The 15,957-nt window shown below is 69.7% G+C and carries 16 protein-coding genes; 13 read left to right on the top strand and 3 right to left on the bottom strand.

The window, feature by feature from the left end; genetic code table 11:
• The first annotated feature begins 27 nt into the window (after positions 1-27).
• Genes H490_RS23220 through H490_RS23205 form a run of 4 tightly spaced genes read left to right on the top strand, consistent with a single transcriptional unit; the run spans position 28 to position 4,030 of the window.
• A complete protein-coding gene (locus H490_RS23220) occupies positions 28-1,155 on the top strand; it encodes an extracellular solute-binding protein (protein WP_031289960.1) in 1,128 nt (375 codons plus the stop codon).
• A gap of 3 nt (positions 1,156-1,158) precedes the next feature.
• A complete protein-coding gene (locus tag H490_RS23215) occupies positions 1,159-2,058 on the top strand; it encodes an ABC transporter permease (protein WP_017883854.1) in 900 nt (299 codons plus the stop codon).
• Entirely contained in the window at positions 2,058-2,843 is a 786-nt protein-coding gene (locus tag H490_RS23210; RefSeq protein WP_017883853.1) for an ABC transporter permease, read from the top strand. Before H490_RS23215 ends, H490_RS23210 begins: the two co-directional genes overlap by 1 nt.
• A gap of 5 nt (positions 2,844-2,848) precedes the next feature.
• Entirely contained in the window at positions 2,849-4,030 is a 1,182-nt protein-coding gene (locus H490_RS23205) for an ABC transporter ATP-binding protein (RefSeq protein ID WP_017883852.1), read from the top strand.
• 111 nt (positions 4,031-4,141) lie between these two features.
• Here H490_RS23205 and H490_RS23200 read toward each other — a convergent pair whose 3' ends face one another.
• The 3 genes from H490_RS23200 to H490_RS31085 form a co-directional block, all read right to left on the bottom strand.
• Entirely contained in the window at positions 4,142-5,551 is a 1,410-nt protein-coding gene (locus H490_RS23200) for an MFS transporter (RefSeq protein WP_031289959.1), read from the bottom strand.
• 140 nt (positions 5,552-5,691) lie between these two features.
• The gene (locus H490_RS23195; RefSeq protein ID WP_031289958.1) at positions 5,692-6,942 is read right to left on the bottom strand and encodes a M24 family metallopeptidase; all 1,251 of its coding nucleotides are present in this window, start codon (positions 6,940-6,942) and stop codon (positions 5,692-5,694) included.
• 143 nt (positions 6,943-7,085) lie between these two features.
• Positions 7,086-7,826 carry a TetR/AcrR family transcriptional regulator gene (locus tag H490_RS31085; RefSeq protein ID WP_152424229.1) on the bottom strand — a complete coding sequence of 247 codons (741 nt, stop codon included), beginning with the start codon at positions 7,824-7,826 and terminating at the stop codon, positions 7,086-7,088.
• Between the two features lie 139 nt (positions 7,827-7,965).
• Between H490_RS31085 and H490_RS23185 the strand changes: the two genes are divergently transcribed.
• The 9 genes from H490_RS23185 (at position 7,966) to H490_RS23145 (ending at position 15,953) form a co-directional block, all read left to right on the top strand.
• Positions 7,966-9,021, top strand: coding sequence for an ABC transporter substrate-binding protein (locus tag H490_RS23185; protein WP_031289955.1), 1,056 nt, complete (start codon positions 7,966-7,968; stop codon positions 9,019-9,021).
• Positions 9,022-9,109: 88 nt separating this feature from the next.
• Positions 9,110-9,961, top strand: a complete 852-nt coding sequence (locus H490_RS23180; RefSeq protein ID WP_017883847.1) for an ABC transporter permease — start codon at positions 9,110-9,112, stop codon at positions 9,959-9,961.
• Positions 9,958-10,776: an ABC transporter permease gene (locus tag H490_RS23175; RefSeq protein WP_017883846.1), complete on the top strand. Its 819-nt coding sequence runs from the start codon at positions 9,958-9,960 to the stop codon at positions 10,774-10,776. The genes H490_RS23180 and H490_RS23175 overlap by 4 nt, the downstream gene beginning before the upstream one ends.
• Positions 10,773-11,906, top strand: a complete 1,134-nt coding sequence (locus H490_RS23170; RefSeq protein WP_017883845.1) for an ABC transporter ATP-binding protein — start codon at positions 10,773-10,775, stop codon at positions 11,904-11,906. The genes H490_RS23175 and H490_RS23170 overlap by 4 nt, the downstream gene beginning before the upstream one ends.
• On the top strand, positions 11,861-12,262 hold the full coding sequence (locus tag H490_RS23165) for a cupin domain-containing protein (protein WP_017883844.1): 402 nt from the start codon (positions 11,861-11,863) through the stop codon (positions 12,260-12,262). Before H490_RS23170 ends, H490_RS23165 begins: the two co-directional genes overlap by 46 nt.
• Before the next feature lie 34 nt (positions 12,263-12,296).
• Positions 12,297-13,418: a hypothetical protein gene (locus H490_RS23160; RefSeq protein WP_017883843.1), complete on the top strand. Its 1,122-nt coding sequence runs from the start codon at positions 12,297-12,299 to the stop codon at positions 13,416-13,418.
• A gap of 134 nt (positions 13,419-13,552) precedes the next feature.
• The gene (locus tag H490_RS23155; RefSeq protein WP_017883842.1) at positions 13,553-14,191 is read left to right on the top strand and encodes a helix-turn-helix domain-containing protein; all 639 of its coding nucleotides are present in this window, start codon (positions 13,553-13,555) and stop codon (positions 14,189-14,191) included.
• Positions 14,188-15,558, top strand: coding sequence for an NAD(P)/FAD-dependent oxidoreductase (locus H490_RS23150; protein ID WP_017883841.1), 1,371 nt, complete (start codon positions 14,188-14,190; stop codon positions 15,556-15,558). Before H490_RS23155 ends, H490_RS23150 begins: the two co-directional genes overlap by 4 nt.
• 38 nt (positions 15,559-15,596) lie before the next feature.
• Entirely contained in the window at positions 15,597-15,953 is a 357-nt protein-coding gene (locus tag H490_RS23145; protein ID WP_017883840.1) for a cupin domain-containing protein, read from the top strand.
• Positions 15,954-15,957: the final 4 nt, after the last annotated feature.

Below are 15,957 nucleotides of genomic sequence, written 5' to 3'. Positions count from 1 at the left end.
CACCATCACGATGAAGTGAGGAAGTACATGTCAATTCTCAGAGACACGAAGGTTCGCCGCGGCGTTTCGCTCGTGGCCGGAACCGCGGCGCTGGCGCTCGCGCTCGTCGGCTGCAGCGGAGGCGGCGACGCAGAGCCCGCGCCCGAGCGCGACCTCGGCACCCCCGTCGCGGGCGAGATCAAGGAGGGCGCGCTCGACGGCGTCACCCTCACGTTCGCGGGATCCGGCGGCGTCTTCCAGGACGGCCAGACCGAGGCCCTGTGGAACCCGTTCGCCGAGGCCTCCGGCGCGAAGTTCAACCAGGACGCCTTCGACGCGGGCAAGCTCAAGGCCATGGTCGACAGCGGCAACGTCAGCTGGGACATCGTCAACACCACCCAGTTCGACACCGCGCGCGGCTGCGGCACCCTCTACGAGGAGTACGACTACTCGCAGATCGACACCTCGAAGATCCCCGAGGGCACGATCACCGACGACTGCATGGTGCCGCAGATCCTCTACGGCCTCGTGGTGGTCTACAACACCGAGAAGTTCGGCGACAACCCGCCCACGAGCGCGGCCGACTTCTTCGACACCGAGAAGTTCCCGGGCAAGCGCACCGTCAGCCAGTCGACCTACGTCGACCCGCAGACGGTCGAGTTCGCGCTCACCGCCCAGGGCAAGGACGTGAAGACCCTCAAGCCCGAGGACATCGAGAGCGCGTTCGACATGTACCGCGACCTCGGCGACGACGTGATCGGCTGGACCACCGGCGCCCAGGCGCAGCAGCAGCTCGAGGCCGGCGAGGCCGTGATGGGTCTCGTCTGGTCGGGTCGCGGCTACGGCGCGGCGGCAGCCGGCGCACCCGTCGCCCCCATGTGGGACGAGTGGATGATCATGGTCGACTCGAACGGCATCCCGAAGGGCGTCAAGGACAAGCAGGCCGCCTTCGCCGCCGTGAACTACTCGATCGGCGCCGAGCAGCAGGCCAAGATGACCGAGCTCACCTCGTACGGCGGGGTGAACATCGACGCGAAGCCGCAGATGGACGAGCAGCTCACCGAGTGGATGACGACCGAGCACCTCGACACGGGCATCGCCCCGAACGTCGACTTCTGGGTCGACAACTACGACGCGCTGTCGGCCGCCTGGGCCGGTTGGGCGACCGGAAACTAACCCATGAGCGAGGGCACTGTCACCGAGACCATCGCGGTCTCCGGTGCGGATGCCGGGCGGCGGAAGCGGGGGCCGAGGAATTGGCGCCCGCTTCTGCTGCTCATCCCGGCATTCGTGATCGTTTCTCTGTTCTTCCTGGCACCGCTCGTGGATGTGTTCATCCGCTCGGTCACCGACCCGCAACCGGGGGTGCAGAACTACGTCTGGCTCGTCACCACCCCGGCGAACCTCAACGTGGTGCTGCGCACCTTCGGCACCGCGATCCTCGTGACGATCGTGTGCCTGCTGCTCGCGTACCCGTACGCGTATCTGATGACGATCGTGTCGGATCGCACCCGCAATCTGATGCAGCTCTTCATCATGATGCCGCTGTGGACCTCGATCCTGGTGCGCACGCTGGCGTGGATGGTGCTGCTGCAGGACACGGGCCCCATCAACGGGCTGCTCGCGGCGTGGTTCGGGATCGGTCCGATCCCGCTGATCCGCACGACCTTCGGCGTCGCGCTCGGCATGTCCCAGGTGCTGCTGCCGTTCATGGTGCTGCCGCTCTACTCGTCGATGGCGAAGATCGACAAGCGGCTGCTGCCGGCGGCGTCGAACCTGGGGGCGAACCCCGTCACGGCGTTCTTCACCGTCTACCTGCCGCTGTCGAAGCCCGGCATCTTCTCGGGCGGCGTGACCGTGTTCATCCTCGGCCTCGGCTTCTACATCATCCCCGCGCTGCTCGGGTCGTCGAAGGAGATCATGATCTCGGCCCTGATCCAGCAGCAGATCAGCGTGTTCCTCATGTGGGGCCAGGGCACCGCCCTCGGCATCTTCCTGCTGGTGTGCACGATTCTGATCCTGGTGATCGTGTCGCGGTTCAACCGCGGCGGCAGCCTGTTCCCGGGGGTGGACCGCTGATGACTTCGAAGCGCATTCTCGGGGCGTTCTCGGTGCTGATCGTGCTGTGGCTGATCGTGCCGACCCTCATCATCATCCCGATGTCGTTCAACGAGGCCTCCTCGTTCAACTTCCCGCCGAAGGGCTTCTCGACCCGGTGGTACGAGAACTTCTTCACCGACCCGTCGTGGCTGCAGGCGCTGGGCTCGTCGCTGCAGGTCGCCGTGCTGACGATGATCGTCGCCACCGCGGTCGGCGTGCTGGCGGCGCTCGGCCTGTCGAAGGTCAGGTTCCGCGGCAAGGGGCTGATGGAGGGCTACTTCCTGCTGCCCCTCATCGTGCCCGGCATCGTGCTGGCGGTGGGCCTGTACTCGCTGTTCCTGCGCATGGACCTGCTCGGCACCCTGCCCGGGTTCGTGCTGGCGCACACCATCGTGTCGATGCCGCTGGTGATCACCAATGTGATGGCCTCGCTGCAGGGCCTCGATCCGCGGCTGGAGCAGGCGTCCGCGAGTCTCGGGGCGGGGAAGGTGCGCACCTTCTTCAGCATCACCCTGCCGCTCATCGCGCCGGGTGTGACGGCGGGGGCGCTGTTCGCGTTCGTCACCTCCTTCGACGAGGTGATCCTCTCGCTGTTCATCCAGTCCCCGACCCTGCAGACGCTGCCTGTGAAGATCTTCAACAGCGTCACCCAGACCAATGACCCCACGGTGGCGGCGGTGGCGGTGATCACGATGCTCACTTCGGTGGTCGTGATGCTCATCGCCCAGTTCGCCACGAGGAAGAGAAAGCGACCGGTAGCGTGAACGCTATGACTCACAACGAGATCCCCGTGCCGGACGGGCACGAGCAGGAGCTGCGCGCGGAGGGCCTGAACACCTCGGTGATCCACCAGATCGGCGAGGCGGGCATCAGCCTGAACCAGGTGACGAAGCGCTACGGCGAGAACACCGTGGTCGACGAGATCGACCTCGTGATCGAACCGGGCGAGTTCATGACCTTCCTCGGGCCGTCCGGTTCGGGCAAGACGACCACCCTCAACATGATCGCGGGCTTCACCTCGGTCACCGAGGGGCACCTGCACATCTACGGCAAGCCCGTGGCGAAGCTCCCTCCGCACAAGCGCGACATCGGCATGGTGTTCCAGAACTACGCCCTGTTCCCGCACAAGACGGTGGCCGAGAACATCGCCTATCCGCTGCAGCGCCGCAAGCTCGGCAAGGAGCAGCAGAAGAAGATGGTCTCCGACGCGCTCGCGATGGTGCGCATGGGCGAGTACGGCGACCGCTACCCGTCGGAGCTGTCGGGCGGACAGCAGCAGCGCGTGGCGCTCGCCCGCGCGCTCGTCTACGAGCCGCGCGTGCTGCTCATGGACGAGCCGCTCGGCGCGCTCGACAAGAAGCTGCGCGAGTGGCTGCAGGGCGAGATCAAGCGCATCCACCGCGAGGTGGGCTCCACGTTCGTCTACGTGACGCACGACCAGGAGGAGGCGCTGTCGATGTCGGATCGCATCGCGGTCTTCAACAACGGCAGGATCGAGCAGGTCGGCACGTCCGAGGATCTCTACGAGGCGCCGCAGACGCTGTTCGTGGGCCGGTTCCTCGGGGAGTCGACCGTGCTGCTCGGCAAGGGAGTGAAGGACGGGGATCGCCGCACCGCGATCGAGGTCGCCGGCCACCGCGTGGTCGCCGACGGCCAGTCGTCGCACGAGGATCTGGCGATCCTGATCCGCCCCGAGAACCTGCGCCTCGAGACCGCGGGCACGCCCGTGGGCGAGAACGAGAACTCGATCCCGGTCACCATCACCGACGTGACGTACCTGGGCGCCTCGCGGCGCTACACGGTGCGCCTGCCCGACGGCACGGAGGGGGCGGTGCGGCTCGGCCAGGAGGCCCGCATCCACAATCGCGGCGACGAGGTCGCCATGATGTGGAGCATCCCCTCGGGTGTGCTGCTCGTCGACACCGGCGAGGCGGGCGAGTCGACGACCTGAGATCGCTGGAGACGCCGCTGCTGCCGCCGCAGACGACGAAAGGCGGATATCGCACGCGAAGCCCGAGGGCCGCGTGCGATATCCGCCTTTCGCCGTGTCGGGGCGGGCGCCCTACGCTTCCATGTCGACGTCCTTGGTCTCGGGCGTCAGGATGAGCGAGACGAGCGTCAGCACCGCGGCGCCGGTCAGATAGAAGCCCACGAAGATCGGGCTGCCCTCGGCGAGGCCCCACAGCCACACGGCGATGATCGGCGCGAGCGCGGCGCCCAGGATCGACGAGACGTTGTAGGCCACGGCCGATCCGGTGTAGCGCACGTTCGTGGGGAACATCTCGGGCAGGAACGCGCCCATGGGCCCGAATGTGAGACCCATGAGGGTGAAGCCGAGGGCCAGGAAGAACATCACGGCCGCGGTGCCGCCGCCCAGCAGCGGCACGAAGGTGAGGCCGAAGAGGGCGATCGCCGCGGTGACCGAGATGAGGGTGCGGCGGCGGCCGAAGCGGTCGGCCAGCGGGCCCGACACCAGCGTGAAGATGCCGAAGAACACCACGCCGAACACGAGCATCAGGATGAACTCGTTGTAGCTGTACCCGAGGCCCGGCACGTAGGCGGAGGCGTCGAACGAGGCGTCCGCGGCCTCGGCGGCCCGCTGCGCGGCCTCGAGGCCGGGGCGGGTGCCGAAGGTGAGCGTGTACGAGGTCATCAGGTAGAACAGCACGTAGGTGGCGAGCATCGCGAAGGTGCCGAGGACGAGGCCCCTCCAGTGGTGCTTGAACGCCTCGGCGAGCGGCATGCGCGTCACCTTGCCGCTCTGCTTGACGCTCTCGAACGCGCTCGACTCGACGAGCCTGAGCCGCACCCACAGGCCCACGATCACCATGAGGGCCGAGAACAGGAAGGGCACCCGCCAGCCCCAGTCGAGGAAGGCCTCGGAGGCGACGCCCGGGTGCTCGGGGTCGGCCAGCGCGTTGTTGATCACGAAGAACAGCATGTTCGCGATGATGAAGCCGAGCGGCGCGCCCAGCTGCGGGAACGTGCCGTACCAGGCGCGCTTGCCCTGCGGAGCGTTCTCGGTGGCGACGAGCGCGGCGCCCGACCATTCGCCGCCGATGGCGAAGCCCTGCGCGAGGCGCAGCACGAGCAGCAGCACCGCGGCCCACACGCCGATGTTCTCGTGGGTGGGCAGCAGGCCGATCAGGAAGGTCGCGATGCCCATCGTGAGCAGCGACGCGACGAGCGTGGTCTTGCGGCCGAGACGGTCTCCGAGGTGGCCGAAGAACACGGCGCCGACGGGGCGGGCGAGCATCGCCGCGCCGAAGGTCGCGAACGACGCGATGAGCGCGGTGGTGTCGTTGCCCGTGGGGAAGAAGAGCACCGGGAAGACGAGCACGGCCGCGGTGGCGTAGACGTAGAAGTCGTAGAACTCGATCGTCGTGCCGATGAGGCTCGCGAGGATCACGCGGGACGGCTTGTTGCGGGGCGCACCGCTCGGGCGGGCGGGAGTGACGGAGGTGGCGGACAAGATGGGGGCAGCTTTCGATCGCGGTGATGCGCCGGCCACGCAACGTCGTTGTGGTGTCGATGGCTCAGCGCCATTGACTGTGCGGCTCCCTTGTGGGGAACCGCACACCAGTGTACGCCCCTGCGTCGGGGGTCTGCCCGCTACCGCCCGACGACCATGATCTCGTGGGGGAGCTTCGACAGCAGCCGGGTGGCGTCGTCCTCGATGATGAACGTGTCGAGCAGCCCGATGCCGCACATGCTCTCGAAGTTCGCGACCATGCCGGACTCGAAGACGCGATCGTCGCTCTCGCCGCCCACGACGGTGAACTTCCACTCGCCCACCCAGTCGGGCGGGAAGGCGATGCCCATCTCGTAGCCGCCGATCCAGACGCTCGAGTTGAGCTCGAACACCCCCGCGTCGCGGTAGTAGGCGTAGAGCTCGGCGTTGACGTCGCCGATGCGCACGCCGGGACGGGCGCGCTCGGTCAGGATGTCGAACGCGCCGGTGAGGATGCGCATCAGCTCGACCGCGCCGCTCGGGGGCTCCTTGAACGCGTAGAGCTGGGACCGGTTGGAGTGGTAGCGCTTGTAGACGCCGCAGGGGTCGACGTCGAGGAAGTCGTCCTCGGTGATCACCCGGTGGCCCGAGATCTCGTGGTAGACACCGAGGGCGGCGAGGCCGACGAACGCGACCTGGTGCAGCCCGGCGGGCTCGCCGCCGGCCGCGGAGAGGCCGCGGATGAGCTCGCCGTGGGCTTCGAGCTCGGTCATGCCGGGGCGCAGCACGTTCGCGAGGTGCAGCAGGCCGGCGTCGCAGATCTCGGCCGCGCGCTTGACGGCGGCGATCTCGTCGGCGGACTTGATCATGCGCACGCGGCGGGCGGTGAGCGTGGCGTCGACCACGCGGGCGCCGGCGTCGAGCAGCGCGCCCTCCATCATGCGCGAGACCGCGGGGTTCGGGATCGCCGAGAACAGTTCGATGCCGACCCGCGAGCCGGAGACCCAGCCCTCCCCGGCGATCTCGGTGACGATGAAGCGCAGCATGCCGTCCCGCTCGTAGCGGGGGAGGAGCCTGACGTCGCGCGCGACGGAGGTTCTGCGGATCATCTCGGTGTGCTCGATGCCCTCGAACAGGATGTAGCCCGCGTCGACGCGCACGACGGTGCAGGTGAGGGGGCGCCAGTCGCGCGGGCCGTTCGCCTTGTACCAGCGCAGGGCGAGGCCGTGCAGCCAGTTCTGGGCCTCGGGGGAGGAGAGGACGAGCGTGTCCACGCCGTCCTCGGCCATGGCGCGCTGCAGCCGCACCAGTCGCGACGCGTACTCCTCGTCGGAGAAGGCGACGTGCGGGTCGGTTCCGGAGATCCGCTCCTGCTGTTCGGCGAGAAATCGGGTAATCGTTGAATCGAGCATGCTCACCTCTGAGTATCCCTGGGTCGAATCGGCGACGCCGAACAGGGCTCGACGTCGAGAGAAGGCGATAATAACATATTATTGCACCGTGGGCCGCGGGAGCCCGGCCGGGGGCGCGGCCCCGGGTGCCGGCTTCGAGAGGGCTAGGCGCCGTGCTCGAGGAGCGCCGCGGCCACGACCTCGGGGGTGAGGGCGCGCGGCATCGTCGCCTCGCCCTGGGCGGCGAGGCTCTCGATGTGGCGGGCCGCCTCCTCGGGGGCGACGCCGAGCTGCGTCGTCGCCCACTCGTTCAGAATCTGCAGCATGAAGTCGGGCGTGAAGACGTCGGGCTCGGCGAGGGTGCGGATGGAGAGGCCGTCCATGAGCGCGAGCATCCCGGCCGCGATGTGCCCGGGATCCGCGCCCTGCGGGAGGCGGCCCGCATCGGCCAGGCGGTGCAGCGCCGCCTCGAGGGGCCGCGCCCACAGCTGGTAGACCTGGGTGGCGACCTCGCGCAGGTGGTCGGAGCGCCCCGACGCCGCCCACAGCTCGCTCCAGAAGCCCCAGCGCTCCGGGAATCCGACCGTGCCGAGCACGTGCAGGCGGTTCATCCCGAAGATGAAGCGCAGGGGGTCGTCGTCGGAGCTCACCCGCTTCGCGCTCTCGTGCGAGACGACGCGCATCATCGCCGCGAAGGTGGCGTCGACGAGGTTCTCGCGGGTGTCGAAGTAGTGCTGGATCAGGCCGAGGCTCACGCCGGACTCGCGGGCGATGTCCTTGAGCTTGGCCGCCACGACGCCGTCGCGAGCGATGACCCGGATGGCGCCGGTGAGGATCTCGGCGCGGCGGCGGGTCGCGAGGTCGAGCTCCCCGGCGGGGGCGGTGTGCTCCATTGCGATGGTCACGCAGGTTCCCTTCTGGCGGGGTGCAGGCCGGGCCCGCTCCGATCGGTGTATTCACCCTATGGGAACCCGACGGGTCTTGCACCGTAACAATAATGCGTTATTATGATAGTCCATTCATGCTGACGAAGGAGTCACGAAGATGAGAAAGTCACCCTTGAGGCTGGTGCCCGTCGCGGCGGTCGCCGTGCTGTCGCTCGCCGCGTGCTCGTCGGGCGCGGCGCCGGACGCCGCCGAAGGCGGCGGCTCGCTGGTGTTCGCGAGCTACGGCAGCGCCTACCAGGACGCGCAGAACGAGGCCTTCCTCGATCCCTGGGCAGCCGAGTCCGGCGTCACCGTGCAGAACGACGGCCCGACCTCGTACCCGAAGATCCAGCAGATGGTCGAGTCGGGCAACACGATCTGGGACGTCGCCGACACCGAGCCCTACTTCCCCGTGGCGAACTGCGGCACGCTCGTGGAGGAGATCGACTTCAGCGACATCGACACGTCGAACTTCCCCGAGGGCACCTGGTCCGACTGCTCGATCCCGATCGCCCAGTACTCCACGATGATGATCGTGAACACGAAGACCTACGACGGCGCCGACGCGCCCTCGACGCCGGCCGACTTCTTCGACCTCGAGAAGTACCCGGGCACCCGCATGGTTCCGGGTTGGGCCGGGGCCGGGGCGCTCGAGTTCGCCCTGCTCGCCGACGGGGTCGCCCCCGAGGACCTGTACCCGCTCGACACGGAGCGCGCCTACGCCAAGCTCGACACCATCCGCGACTCGCTGACCTTCTGGAACACGAGCTCCGAGTCGCAGCAGTCGATGGAGGACGGCTCGGCAGACCTCTGGCTCGCCTGGTCCGGGCGCGGCTACGAGGCCGAGCGCAACGGCGCCGAGATCGCACCGGTCTGGCAGGACAACCTGCTCGCGTGGGCGAGCCTCTCGATCATCAAGGGCACCAAGAACCCCGAGGCCGCCCAGAGCTTCATCGAGTACGCCGCCCAGGCCGAGCCGCAGGCCCGCTTCGCCGAACTGCAGCCCTACGCGCCCGCCGATCTGTCGGCGCAGCCCGAGCTCGACGAGCTGCAGCAGAAGTGGAACGTCGCCGACGCGGAGGTGCAGCAGCAGTCCGTCGTGACCGACGTCGAGTGGTGGGCCGAGAACTCCGCCGACGCGGAGGCCGAGTGGACCGCCTGGTCCACGAGCTGAGCCGGTGACCGCTGCGCCGCCGGCCTGAGGCGCCACCGCGCCCCGGCCGGCGGCACCCGGATCCCGCTCACCAGACCCTGGAGGTTCCATGCGCGCCTCGCGCCTCTTCAGCGGCGTCGCCATCGTGCCGGCGCTCGCCATCGTGCTGATCTTCTTTCTCCTGCCGATCGCCGTGATCATCGTGCGCTCGTTCACCGATCCCGAACCCGGGCTCGGGCAGTACACGGCGACTCTCGCCGATCCGACGACGCTTCGAGTGCTCGGCCGCACGTTCGCGACGGCGGTCATCACGGTGATCGTATGCGTGCTGCTGGGATACCCCTTCGCCTACCTGCTCACGCTGGTGGGCCCGACCGCGCGCACCCTGCTCATGGTGCTCGTGCTCGTGCCCTTCTGGACCTCGCTCATGGCGCGCACCTTCGCCTGGATCTCGCTGCTGCAGCGCGATGGTCCGGTCTCGGCGATCCTCGGCTTCTTCGGCGCCGAGAACGCGACCCTGCGCGGCACGCTCGCCGGCGTGGTGCTCGCCATCGTGCAGATCCTGCTGCCCTACATGATCCTCACGCTCTACACCGCCCTCGGGGCGATCGACCGGCGTCAGCTCGCCGCGGCGCAGAGCCTCGGCGCGAACCGATACCGCGCGTTCTGGCAGGTGTACCTGCCGCAGTCGCTGCCCGGCCTCTTCGCCGCGAGCTCGCTGGTGTTCATCCTCGCGCTCGGCTTCTACATCACGCCCCAGCTGATCGGCAGCCCGAAGGAGGCCATGATCGCCCAGGTCATCGGGCAGCGCGTGGAGAAGATCGTCGACTTCGCCGGGGCCGGTGCGCTCTCCGGCATCCTGCTGCTCGCCACGCTCGGCCTCTTCTGCGTGGTGATCCTCGCGGTGGCCCCGCTGCGACGAGGCGTCTCGCAGATGATCTCCGGAGGTGAGGCCCGATGAACGAACCCACACGCATCCGCCTGCCGCTGCGCATCTGGGCCGCGGTCGCGGCGCTGCTGCTCGTGGCGCCGACGCTCGTCGTGATCCCGCTGTCGTTCTCGGACAAGCGCAGCTTCGCCTTCCCGATCGAGGGCTGGTCGCTGCAGTGGTACGAGAAGTTCTTCACCGACCAGCGCTGGCTGGGCTCGCTCGGCACGAGCCTCTGGATCGCGCTCGTCGTCGCGATCGTCGCCACCGCACTCGGCACCCTCGCGGCGCTCGGGCTGCGCGGTCTGCGGGCGAGGCTCGCGGCGACCGCGCAGGTCACGATGATGCTGCCGATCCTCGTGCCGGGCATCGTCGCGGCGATCGCCATCTTCGGCATGTACCTGCGCTGGGGGCTCAGCGGCTCGCCGCTCGGCCTCGTGCTGGCGCACCTCGCGCTCGCCCTGCCGTTCGTGCTGATCCCCGTCGGCACCGCCCTGCGCGGCCTCGACGAGACGCTCGTGCGGGCCGCCGCCGTGCTGGGCGCCGGGCCCGTCGCCCGCTTCACCCAGGTGCAGCTGCCGATCCTGCTGCCCGGCATCGTCACCGGCTTCATCTTCGCCTTCGTGACGAGCCTCGACGAGGTCGTCGTCGCGTACTTCCTGCAGTCGCCGACGGTGCGCACGCTGCCGGTGCAGATGTACAGCTCGGTGACCGTCGAGACCGATCCGAGCATCGCGGCGGCCTCCACGCTGCTGCTCGTGCTCTCCACCCTCATCATCCTCATCCCCCGCCTCGTGCAGGTCGTCCGAGAACGGCGTGCCGCGAAACGACTAGGAGACGTCGAATGACTGTGACTGCCACCGCTGGCGCCGAGCTCCGGCTCAGCGGCCTCGTCAAGCGCTACGGAGGCGCCGCCGCCGTGCAGGACGTCGATCTCGACGTCGCATCCGGGGAGTTCCTGACGCTGCTCGGCCCGAGCGGTTCGGGCAAGACGACGACGCTCTCGATGATCGCGGGCTTCACCGCCCCGAGCGCGGGCAGCGTCGTGTGCGACGGCGCCGAGATCACGTCGGTGCCGCCCCACAAGCGGGGCCTCGGCATGGTGTTCCAGAACTACTCGCTCTTCCCGCACCTCACCGTGCGGGAGAACGTGGAGTTCCCGCTGCGGCAGCGCGGCGTGCCGAAGGCCGAGCGCACGGAGCGCGCGCTCGCCGCACTCGAGCTCGTCGAACTGCACACGCGGGCCCAGGCGAAGCCGGGGCAGCTGAGCGGCGGCCAGCAGCAGCGCGTCGCGCTCGCGCGCGCCCTCGTCTTCGAACCCCGTCTGCTGCTCATGGACGAGCCGTTCGGCGCGCTCGACCGGGCCCTGCGCGAGCGGCTCCAGCTCGAGCTGCGCCGCCTGCATCGCGAACTCGGGATCACCGTCGTGTTCGTGACGCACGATCAGGAGGAGGCGCTGACCCTCTCCGACCGGATCGCGGTGTTCAACGAGGGGCGGATCGAGCAGGTCGGCACCCCGGAGGAGCTCTACGAGCACCCCGCGACGCTCTTCGTCGCCCGCTTCATCGGCGAGTCGAACGCGGTCGCGGGCGAGGTGGTCGGCGGCGAGTTCGTGGGCGCCGCGGGCATCCGGCTCGCCGCGGGCGACCTCCCCGACGGCCCGGCCGTGGCGATCGTGAGGCCCGAGCGCGTGCGAGTGCTCCCCGCCGGGGCGCCCGCCGACGAGTGCGAGCTGACCGGCACCGTCACCGATCTCACCTACCTCGGGGCGCAGAGCCGCCTCGAGATCACCACCGGCGCGGGCACGCTGATCGTGCGCTCCGGCGTCGAGTCGCCCACCCCCGCCGTGGGCGCCGAGGTGCGACTCGGCTGGTCGGCCGACCGCACCACCGTCTTCCCCACACGCGACGAAGCAACAGAAACGAGGAATCCATGGACCGCAACCCTCGCCCAGTCCACGTCAAGGTCGCAGAGCTGACCCCGGTCGACGCGGGATCCGCGCCCACGAAGGTGCGGATCAACCGCATCATCACGCGCGCCGAGCACCAGAGCGAGCTCACGCAGGGCGTCTGCTGGATGGATCCCGGCGAGCAGACGAACCGCTGGTCGAGCCGGGAGAGCTTCGACCCCGCCGAGGCCGACCACTGGTACGGCCCCGTCGACGAGACGTACTACATCATCCGCGGGCGCCTGCGGCTCACCTGGGACGAGGGCGTGTTCGACCTCGGCCCCGACGACACCGTGTACCTCGCCCCGGGATGGACCTACCACCTCGAGAACGTGGGCGACGAGCCGGCCTTCTTCGTCTACAACATGACCCCGGCGCAGGAGTGACCATGGGAGCGACGACATCGGAGGGGGTGCGCGCATGACACGACGGGACCCCCTGGCCGTACACTTCGACGCGCGGGTGCTGGACCACGACACGGGCATCGCGCTGCACGAGACGGCCCCCAGCCCCTGGTTCGCGGCGAACGAGCCGCACACCGAGGGCCGGCTGCGCATCGAGCGGATGCACGACGTGCTGGGCCGCGGCCCGGCGGCCGACGCGATCCGCTTCGCACCCGGCCGGCTCGCCTCCGAGGAGGAACTGGCGCGGGTGCACGAGGCGGACTACGTCGCCGAGATCCGGCGGGCCGCCGAGCGGGGCGGGGGCTGGGTGACGGGCACGACCCGCCTGGCATCCGGCTCGTACGAGCCGTTGCTCGCCGCAGCCGGCACCGCGCTCGCCGCTGCCGAGACGGTGCTCTCGGGCGCGGCGCCCCTCGCGTACGCGCTGACGCGGCCGCCGGGGCACCACGCCCAGCGCGCGCAGGCGGACGGGTACTGCTTCTTCAACGGCGCCGCGCTCGCGGCCGACGCGGCCCGCCGGGCCGGGGTGGAGCGCGTGCTCGTGATCGACTGGGACGTGCACCACGGCAACGGCACGCAGGACATCTTCTACGAGCGCGACGACGTGCTCACCGTGAGCCTGCACATGGATCACGGCGCCTGGGGCGCGAGCCATCCGCAGACGGGCCGCCTCGAGGAGCGCGGAGCCGGAGCGGGCGAGGGGTTCAACCAGAACGTGCCGCTGCCGCTCGGAGCGGGCAACGCCGGGTATCTGCGCGCGTTCGACGAGGTGATCGCTCCCCTCGCCGAGCGCTTCAGGCCGGGCATGATCGTCTGCGCGAGCGGGCAGGACGCCAGCGCGTACGACCCCAACGGCCGCCACAACGTGTCGATGCCGGGCTTCCACGGCATCGGCGGACGGGTGCGCGAGCTGGCCGACCGCCACACCGACGGCCGGGCGATCCTGGTGCAGGAGGGCGGGTACAACCCGTCGTACGCGCCGTACTGCCTGCTCGCCACGGTCGAGGGTCTGCTGGGCCTCGACGCGACACCCGATCCGCTCGCGTACGTGCCCGATCAGACGCTCGGGCTCGACGACCTCTTCGCCGAGATCCGCGGGTTGGCGGCTCTGCCCGGCGGTCCTGCGGCGGGGGAGTAGCGGCGCTGCCGGCTTCGGCGACGGAGGCGCCCGCCCCCTTGCGCCGGAGCCGGCACGGTTGTACGTTGTGAAAAGAATACTGAACACACTGTTCAGTGAGCGTGCGGCTCCGGCCGCGGCATCGAGGAGGAGCCATGGGCGCGGCACCGCGCGACACCCCGGGGGAGGGCGACCTCGGCCGTCGCGTCGCGTCGTTCCGCCGGCTGCGAGGCATGAGCCTGCGAGCGCTCGCCGCCGCCGCCGGCGTCAGCTCCAGCTTCCTCAGCCAGCTCGAGAACGGGCGCACGAACGCGAGCGTCGCGTCGCTGCGCAAGGTCGCCGCCGCGCTCGGCGTCGCGCCGGCCCAGCTGCTCGACGACTCCTCCGCCCACACTCGGGGTGTGCTGCGCGCGGCCGATCGACCCACCCTGCCGCTCGCCGGTGCTGAGAAGCACGTGGTCGCCCTGCCGCCGCTGCGCAACCTCGAGATCTACGCCGGCCGCTTCCAGCCGGGCGGCTCGACCGGGGCCGACGCCTACACCCACGGCCACTCGCAGGAGATCGTCGTGGTCACCGAGGGGCGCGTGGTGCTCGAACTCGACGGCGCCCGCTACGACCTCGACACCGACGACTCGATCGAGTTCCTGAGCTCGGTACCGCACCGGGTCGTCAACGAATCGAGCGCCCCCGCAGCGATCCTCTGGATCAACAGCCCACCCACTCCGGACGAGGCCCCGCACGCGCCGACGCCCGCCGAGACCCGTATCACCCGACAACGAAGGAACCCCGAATGATCAACGGCAACGTGTCCCACTGGTGGCAACAGATCGGCGCTCCGAAGCAGCGGCCCGAGCTGCCCGGGAACCTCACCGCCGATGTCGCGATCGTGGGGGCCGGCTACACCGGCCTCTGGACCGCGTACTACCTGAAGCAGGCCCGACCCGAGCTGCGGGTCGTGATCCTCGAGCAGCGGCACGTCGGCTATGGTGCTTCGGGCCGCAACGGCGGCTGGCTGACGGCCGCGATCACGGGCGGCCGGGAGCAGTACGTCGCGACGCACGGCCGCGACGCGGCCGAGCGCTTCCAGCGCGCGATGAACGAGACCGTGGACGAGGTGATCCGGGTCGCCGCAGCCGAGGGGATCGACGCCGACATCAAGAAGGGCGGCGAGTTCAACGTCGCCTACACGCCCGCGCAGGAGGCGCGCATCCGCGAGTTCGCCGCCGCGGAGCAGACGTGGAAGCACACCGACCTCGAACTGCTCGAGGCCGACGAGGCGAAGGCGAAGATCAACGTCGCGCACACGCGGGCCGCGGTCTGGCATCCGCACGCCGCGCGCATCCAGCCCGCCAAGCTCGCCGCGGGTCTCGCCGACGCCGTCGAGCGCCGCGGCGTCGAGATCTACGAGCGCACCCGCGTCGTCGAGATCGAGCCGCACCGCGTGCGCACCACCCACGGCACGGTGTCGGCCGAGTTCGTGGTGCGCGCCACCGAGGGGTTCACCGCGAACCTCAAGGGCCTGCACCGGCTCTGGTTGCCGATGAACTCGTCGCTGATCGCGACCGAGCCGCTCGCCCCCGAGGTGTGGGACGAGCTGAACTGGAACCGGGGCGAGGTGCTCGGCGATTTCGCGCACGTGTACATGTACGCGCAGCGCACCGCCGACGACCGCATCGCGATCGGCGGGCGCGGCGTGCCCTACAAGTTCGGATCGAAGACCGACACCGACGGTCAGACCCCGCCCGTCACGGTCGACACGCTGAGCGAGATCCTGCACCGCTTCTTCCCCGCCACCCGGGGCGCCGGCATCGACCACGTCTGGTCGGGGGTGCTCGGCGTGCCCCGCGACTGGGCCGCGACCGTGGGTCTCGACCGCGAGACCGGCATCGCGTGGGGCGGCGGGTACGTCGGCACGGGCGTCACCTCGACCAACCTGGCGGGGCGCACGATCGCCGACCTCATCCTCGGCGACGACACCGAGATCGCCTCGCTGCCCTGGGTGAACCACCGCGTGCGCAAGTGGGAGCCCGAGCCGCTGCGCTGGCTCGCCACGAAGGGTCTCTACGCCGCCTACGGCGTCGCCGACCGCAGCGAGCTCGCCGGCCGAGCGACGACCTCACCGATTGCACACATCGCCGACGTCATCACCGGCCGCCACTGATCCGCCGCCACCCCGCCCCGAGACACCAGGAAGACCCCATGAGCGACACCATCGTCACCCACTCGGCCCACGACACGGCCGCCGCCGACCTCGGCGCCCACGCCCCCAAGCCGACCGCCCTCACCGACGGCCTCACCGAAGCCGCGACGACCACCTGGTCGAACGGCCGCATCGACACCGGCCTGTGGGAGTGCACCCCCGGAGACTTCACCGCCGAACGCAACGGCTACACCGAGATCTGCACCATCCTCACCGGCCGCGTCACGATCGAGGTCGAGGGGCAGCAGCCCGAGCAGTTCGGGCCCGGCGACGTGATGGTGATGCCCTCCGGGTGGAAGGGCGTCTGGCGGGTGCACGAGCCGCTGCGCAAGCACTTCACCACCATCGACGACTGACCCG

The organism is Leucobacter sp. UCD-THU, assembly GCF_000349545.1.
In the GTDB taxonomy this organism is placed as follows: domain Bacteria; phylum Actinomycetota; class Actinomycetes; order Actinomycetales; family Microbacteriaceae; genus Leucobacter; species Leucobacter muris.
Note: the sequence above shows the minus strand (reverse complement) of the source record. Positions and strands in the feature narration are given on the sequence as shown.